Annotated in this window: 6 protein-coding genes; 2 read left to right on the forward strand and 4 right to left on the reverse strand. The window is 54.9% G+C overall.

The genetic code is table 11. The features are described from left to right. Positions 1-56: 56 nt before the first annotated feature. From B2Z72_RS00115 to B2Z72_RS00130, 4 genes are all read right to left on the reverse strand, one after another. Positions 57-1,586: an FMN-binding glutamate synthase family protein gene (locus B2Z72_RS00115; protein WP_297003946.1), complete on the reverse strand. Its 1,530-nt coding sequence runs from the start codon at positions 1,584-1,586 to the stop codon at positions 57-59. A gap of 240 nt (positions 1,587-1,826) precedes the next feature. Next, positions 1,827-2,156: a hypothetical protein gene (locus B2Z72_RS00120; RefSeq protein ID WP_297003948.1), complete on the reverse strand. Its 330-nt coding sequence runs from the start codon at positions 2,154-2,156 to the stop codon at positions 1,827-1,829. Positions 2,157-2,490: 334 nt separating this feature from the next. Next, positions 2,491-3,396 (reverse strand): TIGR01777 family oxidoreductase, encoded by a 906-nt coding sequence (locus B2Z72_RS00125; RefSeq protein ID WP_296983100.1) that lies wholly within the window; start codon positions 3,394-3,396, stop codon positions 2,491-2,493. Between the two features lie 65 nt (positions 3,397-3,461). After that, positions 3,462-5,234, reverse strand: coding sequence for an acyl-CoA dehydrogenase C-terminal domain-containing protein (locus tag B2Z72_RS00130; RefSeq protein WP_296983129.1), 1,773 nt, complete (start codon positions 5,232-5,234; stop codon positions 3,462-3,464). 257 nt (positions 5,235-5,491) lie between these two features. Between B2Z72_RS00130 and B2Z72_RS00135 the strand changes: the two genes are divergently transcribed. Next, positions 5,492-6,499 carry an NAD(P)/FAD-dependent oxidoreductase gene (locus tag B2Z72_RS00135; protein ID WP_296983101.1) on the forward strand — a complete coding sequence of 336 codons (1,008 nt, stop codon included), beginning with the start codon at positions 5,492-5,494 and terminating at the stop codon, positions 6,497-6,499. A 27-nt stretch (positions 6,500-6,526) separates the two neighbouring features. Beyond that, entirely contained in the window at positions 6,527-6,955 is a 429-nt protein-coding gene (locus tag B2Z72_RS00140) for a sirohydrochlorin chelatase (protein WP_296983104.1), read from the forward strand. Positions 6,956-7,161 lie beyond the last annotated feature (206 nt).

Consider the following 7,161-nt stretch of genomic DNA (forward strand, 5'->3'; position numbering starts at 1 on the left):
GCCCCAAACTGTGGGACAGCAGTGAGGACTATCCCGGCTTTTTTACGTCTGCTTAATTACTCTTCACTGTACTGAATTTCATTACCCGGATGAAAATCCTTACTGCCATAAAGCTGCGACAGCAATCGGGCTTCACCGTTTGGCTGCACCATGCGCGCATGATGGCGGGTCAGCTTACGCGGTTCATCGACACCACAGGAGTGCGCAATAATGCCCACTTCCTGCAGCATGGTTTCCACAAAGTGAGCCACCCGCTCCGCTTTGTCTGATGGCACTAAACCGCGTTGCAAGCGGGGATTATGGGTGGTGATACCGGTCGGACAGGTGTTTTTATTACACTGAAACGACTGGATGCAGCCCAGCGCAAACATAAATCCACGGGCCGATACAACGAAATCGGCACCAACACACAGCGCCCAGGCTACGCGGTCAGGTGTAATCAGCTTACCGGAGCAGATTACCCGGATACGCGGGCGCAGATTGTATTCATCCAGCATGTCCACCAGCATAGGCAGCGACTGGTTTAGTGGCAGCCCCATGTAATCCATCAGCGGTTGTGGCGCTGCCCCTGTACCGCCTTCGGCACCATCCAGCGTAATAAAATCCGGTGCGCTTTCCGGGCCACGTACCTGAATGGCACGGCACAGATCGCGGATCCAGTTAATATCGCCCAATACCGCTTTAAAGCCGGTCGGTTTACCGGTCACCGCGCGCACACGGGCAATCATATCGAGCAGATCGTCTACGCTGCGGATATCCGGGTGGCCATTAGGGCTGATGGAATCCTCTCCCACCGGAATATGGCGGATAGCTGCAATTTCTTCGGTGACTTTGGCGCCAGGCAAAATGCCGCCCTTGCCCGGTTTCGCCCCCTGACTAAGTTTGATTTCAAACATGCGTACCTGCTCGTGGGCGGCAATGGCATGCAGTTTATCGTCGTCCAGTTCACCCAGTTCATTACGCACGCCGTATTTCGCGGTACCAATCTGAAAGACAATGTCGCAACCACCTTCCAGGTGATACGGCGACAGGCCACCTTCCCCGGTGTTCATCCAGATTCCGGCTTTTTTCGCACCACGTGACAAAGCCTGCACTGCTGGCTGCGACAGCGCACCAAAGCTCATACCGGACACATTGATCAGTGAACTGGTGGTGTAAGGCGTACGGCAATGTTCGCCCACGGTGATTGGCTGAGTCTCAGCAAACTCGGTTTTCAGTGCCGGAAAGGGGCTGTTCACGAAAATAACCGTACCCGGTAAATCCAGATGACGGGTCGAGCCGAAGGAAATGGTGGTGTTCACCTTTTTCGCAGCCCGGTACACCCAGCTGCGCTCAGCACGGTTAAACGGCATTTCTTCGCGGTCCATGGCAAAGAAGTACTGGCGAAAAAACTCCCCCAGATGCTCGAAAAAATAGCGGAAGCGGCCGATGACCGGGAAGTTACGCCGCACTGTATGGCTGGTCTGGCGGATATCAATAAAGTAGGCAAAGGCCACCCAGCCGAAAACGCTGAGGGTAATGATCGCAAGCAGGCTGAGCAGCACGATCATGCCATAGGCTGCGATGATAAATATCTGGTCGGTCATGACATCTCCGGCGGAAACTGAATCTGGCGTAAGAATAGAGACTTATGACCATACTGTCATGACTGACCACAAAGACAATGAGAACTTGCAGGCAAAAAAAGAGAGCAGAATCTGCTCTCAAAGGCGGAAAACAAACATCAGGAGATAATTACCAGTCCGTTACTGCGTTTTCTTCGATGCTCAGCTGCCGGAAGAAAGAGGGCAATCCTCCCGGCAGCAGAGCTGAGGAACTGAATGTCATTAAGCTGTTGGCGTAATGTTCTTAACGTTTTTGGCACTGAAATAGGCGAACCCGCCTTCCACATCACCGACTTCCACCCGGTTAGGGGCAAGCGGTGAACTCTTGATCGCTGCGATATACAGACCATGGCTGGCGATCAGGTTCTTATCCACATCGTTAAAATGCGGTTGGGAAAAAGCAAAGGTTTTGCGCTCACAGCCACGCTCAAGAGTCAGGATCAACTGAGCGTCGGTGAGTTCATTGGCACGTGAATAATTCACGTAGGTTACCTGGTAACCCTGATCAAATTCGTAGAGGTACTGATCGACTGTCTGGCGGCTGATGCTCATGTATTTAAACCTGTTATGGCACACCTCAGGGTGTTACCTGTTAAAACGGGCTTTCGCTGGATCGTATATTTATTTTTACGACCGTAAGAAAACGCTGGGACTAACTTAGGTTTAGCTGCCTAAAGGCGGTACCGCAATTGCCGATAACAGAAATCTACAGACTTTCCTGTCGCGTCAGTTTTCAGTTAAAGAAACGACGTAAAAGCCAGTAAAATCAAACAATTGGGATAAATGACAGGTGTCAAACTTTTGATGTGTTACAGGAAAAAACACGCGGTAACAGACTGCCTGCTTAACGGCCAACAGTCTGTTACTGCACTTCAGTCAAAAGCCGTCAGTGATGGTAAATATGGCTCAACAAATCGTGTAAATGGGGTTGCTCAAACTGAAATCCCGCCGCGGTTAAACATTCAGGCATGACTTTCTGCCCCTGCAACAGCAGCACACTCATTTCACCAAATGCTGCTTTGGCAACAAAGGCCGGTATCGGCATCAGTGCCGGACGATGCAGAGCGGCAGATAACGCCTGCGTGAAAGTCCGGTTGCTTTGCGGTTGCGGGGCGGTCATATTCACCGCACCGCTGATCTGGCCATCAAGTAAAAAATCGACCGCGCGACAATAATCTTCAAGACCAATCCAGGACAGCACCTGACGGCCATCGCCAATCACCCCGCCAAGGCCCAGACTGAAAGGCAACTTCAGACGTTTCAGCATGCCGCCATCAGCGCCGAGCACAACCCCTGTTCTGAGCACCAGAAAGCGTTCGGTCAGTTCTTTCAGCGGCGCTGCCGCCTGTTCCCATTCGGCACACAGGCGCGCGGCAAAATCACTGCCCGCACTGGCCTGCTCATTCAGGCTGATGCTGTCATCGGCAAAGCCACCGTAATAGCCAATGGCCGAGCCGCTGAGAACCACCTTAAAGCGCTGCCCGGTTAATGTCGCCCAGCGCGCCAGGTCTGCGGTCAGGGCGACACGGCTGTCGAACAGTTCGGCTTTGCGTGCCCGTGTCCAGCGGCTGTCAGCGATCCCTTCGCCAGCGAGATTCACCAGTACATCAAAGGAACCGCTGAGCTGCTGAAAAGCGGACACAGCGGCAACCTGCCCTGACCAGCGCTGTGCGACCCATTCCGGCCGGCGGCTGAGCACGGTAATCAGATGCCCCTGCTGCAGCCAGCGGTCGATTAAACGGGAACCAATAAATCCGCTACCACCGGTTATGAAAATACGCTGCTTATTCATATTCCTGCCTCCGTACCGGACTGCCTGACGCACACTTCAGCTTAGCGTATGCCGGCAGCGGCTGATCAGAACTGGGCCTCAGTCATCGCCATCAGGTTGTCTTTACCGGATTCAATCTCTGCCAGCAGAGAGCTTGCCTGAGGCAGAATACGGCTTACAAAAAACTGACCACTGTGAATTTTGGCCTGATAAAAGTCGGTTTCTGTGGTTCCTGCTTCCAGCTGTTGCTGCGCCAGTAACGCCATCCGGCTCCAGAAAAAGGCAACAGCCGTAAGAGCAAACAGTCGCAGATACGGAGTAGCCGCTGCTCCCGCCTGTTCACCGTCAGCCATGCCCTGCTGCATCAACCACATGGTCGCGCTCTGCAGTTTGCTGCTGGCATCTTTCACCTCTGTGACAAACGGCGCGCCCGGGTTTTCTTCCATGTAGCGCTGGAGCATGGCGAAGAAGCGTTTCACCGAGCGTCCGCCATTCATGCCCAGTTTACGGCCGACCAGATCCAGCGCCTGGATACCGTTTGTGCCCTCATAAATGCGGGTAATACGCGCATCCCGCACAAACTGCTCGAGCGGCCAGTCCTGAGTAAAGCCGGAGCCGCCCATCAGCTGCAGACCGTCGTTGGCGCAGAAAAAGCCTTCGTCGGTAAGGAAAGCTTTCACCACCGGTGTCAACAGCTGGACCATGTCATCAGCACGCTCACGGGCCTCCGCATCCTCACTGTGCAGGGAAATATCCAGCTGCATAACCGTGTAGTAAGCCAGTGCGCGGCAGCCTTCAATGGTGGCCTTCTGACGCAGCAGCATACGCCGCACATCCGGGTGGACTATGATCGGATCGGCGGCTTTTTCCGGCTCTTTAGGGCCCGACAGCGAACGGCTCTGCAGACGGTCTTTGGCAAAACTCAGCGACACCTGATAAGCCGCCTCACCGATTCCCAGCCCCTGAATCCCGACCATGATGCGGGCACTGTTCATCATCACGAACATGGCCTGCAGACCTTTGTTTGGCTCACCAATCAGCCAGCCTCTGGCCTCTTCAAAATTCATCACACAGGTGGCGGAGCCTTTAATGCCCATCTTGTGTTCCAGTCCGCCGCAGAAGGCGGTGTTGCGGCTGCCGTCATCAAGGAACTTGGGCACCAGAAACAGCGAGATACCCTTTGAGCCCTTCGGTGCATCCGGCAGTTTGGCCAGCACCAGATGGACGATGTTATCGGTCAGGTCGTGCTCGCCGCCGGTGATCCAGATTTTGGTGCCGGACACCGCGTACGAGCCATCCGCCTGAGGTTCAGCTTTGGTGCGGATCAGGCCGAGGTCAGTACCGCACTGCGGCTCGGTCAGACACATGGTGCCGGACCACTCACCACTAATCAGTTTAGGCAGGTAGTAATCTTTCTGTTCGTTGGTGCCGTATCCCAGCAGCGCATTCACCGCGCCGTGGGTCAGGCCCGGATACATACCCAGCGACAGGTTGGCCGAGCACATCATTTCTTCCGCCACGGTATTGAGCAGGTGCGGCATACCCTGACCACCGAATTCCACCGGCGCAGACATGCCGGTCCAGCCGCCTTCGGCAAACTGCTTATAAGCGTCTTTAAAACCCTGCGGAGTGGCCACTGTTTTTGTTTGCGGATCGTAATGGCAACCTTCACGATCGCCAGGGGTGTTGGTCGGCTCGATCACATTCTGTGTCAGGCGCGCCCCTTCATTGATGATGGCGTCCATAATCTCACGCGAAGCGTCTTCGAATCCGGGCAGCGCCGGCAGAACCTCATCGCACTTCAGTAATTCGTAAAGAACAAACTGCATATCCCGCAAAGGGGCCTGATAACTCATAATCGTATCCTCAGTAGCATTCTTTAAATAACTTCGGCCTTAATTCAGCTTCAGCTGTCGAGGTAAAGATCTGCCGGCTATGCTGTTCAGCCGCTGTACTACCCGACCTGTACCTCTGCAACCGAAATATCTGCAACCAGCAGGCATTCATCACGTTGCCAGAGATTCCTCATCAGGAATCTATACAATAGTTATACACAATAATAAAAACATGTACAATCAACTGAGTTGTACAAAAACGTAAACGGGAAATCATGTCTATGAGCAGAATCGCCATCATCGGAGCCGGCCTGGCTGGCCTGACAGCGCTGCAATCGTTACGGGCACAGGGTCACTCCGTCACGGTATTTGATAAGAGCCGCGGTTCCGGTGGACGCATGGCGACCAAAAAGCTGGGCGACGCCAGCTGGGACATGGGCGCTCAGTTTATGCGTGCTCACAGTGAGGCATTTACCCGGCAACTGCAGCAGTGGCAGAAAGCCGGACTGATCAGCGAATGGCCGGTACAGCCCGGTATGGTTGATATGCAGGGTGACGCTGTCATTGCCCCCAGTGCCGATCAGGTTACCCGTTATGTTGGCATGCCACGTATGACCGGCCTGAGCCGCGCGCTGCTGGGCGCCGCCAACCAGTTTGTACCGTCCGTGCGCATCGTGCGCGCCAGCTACGATAATGGCTGGCAGCTGTGGGATGACCAGAACAATGAATATGGTCCCTTTGATGGTCTGATCATCAACACTCCACCGCAACAGGCCATTCCCCTGCTGAGTGCAGCCTCGCAACTGATTTCTCTGTGTGAACAGGTCGATATGCTGCCCTGCTGGAGCCTGTTACTGACCTTCCCTGAGCCATTGCAGTGCTTGCCGGATGCCGTCTTCGTTCATAACAGCCCGATCAGTTGGATGGCGCGCAACAGCAGCAAACCAGGACGCAACCAACAGCAGGAAGCCTGGGTAATTCATGCCAGCCATGAGTGGAGCCGGCAACAGGTCGACAGCGCCCGTGACTCTGTGCAGCAGCTGCTGTTCAATGCTTTTAATGACCTGCTACAGCACCAGCCGTCTGCAACACAGCTGCATCCGGATAACCAGTGGCTGCACCGCTGGCTGTACGCGATTCCGGCTAACCCGCTGGACTCAGGCTTTCTGCACGATGACAATACACCGCTGGCGCTGTGCGGAGACTGGTGCCATAGCGGCAGCCTCGAAGGTGCATGGCTCAGCGGTAGCAAAGCCGCTGACTGGATGCATCAGTTTCTGCCACAGTGACACACAGACCAAACACCGGAAGCCACAATGACCATCACAGAATCCCCTGATACCGTGCTGCAGCAGGGCTCGGCCCGAGCCTCCATCCTGCTTGCTCATGGCAGTTCCGACCCGCACTGGCTGGCGCCGTTTGATGTTCTGTTGTCGCAGATCCGCGAGGCCATGGGGGCCAATGGCTGCCGTACAGAATTGGCCTACATGGAACTGGCTGAACCGTCACTGAGCGCTCAAGTGAACACCCTTGCAGCCGAAGGCATCAGCAGCATTGATATTCTGCCGCTGTTTTTTGCCGCTGGCCGCCACCTTCGCCGTGATGTACCGGTCATGATCGAAGCCCTGCAGCAGGAACTGGAGTCCGCCGGCACGCCGGTTTCTATCCAGCTGCACAGCCCGGTTGGCCTCGAACCGGAAGTGGCAACCGCGATCAGTCAGGTCGTGCAGCGTAAGCTGCGCTGAAGAAACAGAGAGAAGCGTAAGCTGCGCTGAAGCAACAGAAAGAAGCGTAATCTGCGCCGAAGTAACAAAAAGCAGCGTAAGCTGCGCTGAAGTGGTAAGCGCGCAATGCCCGCTGCACAGAGAACCGAAACAGAACGCTGCACGCGCCATTCATACAGACACGAGACCCCACCTCACACACAACCCAGGGCGGTGTTGCCAATCTC

It is taken from the genome of Thalassolituus sp. UBA6592, assembly GCF_002433655.1.
Lineage (GTDB): Bacteria > Pseudomonadota > Gammaproteobacteria > Pseudomonadales > Oceanobacteraceae > Venatoribacter.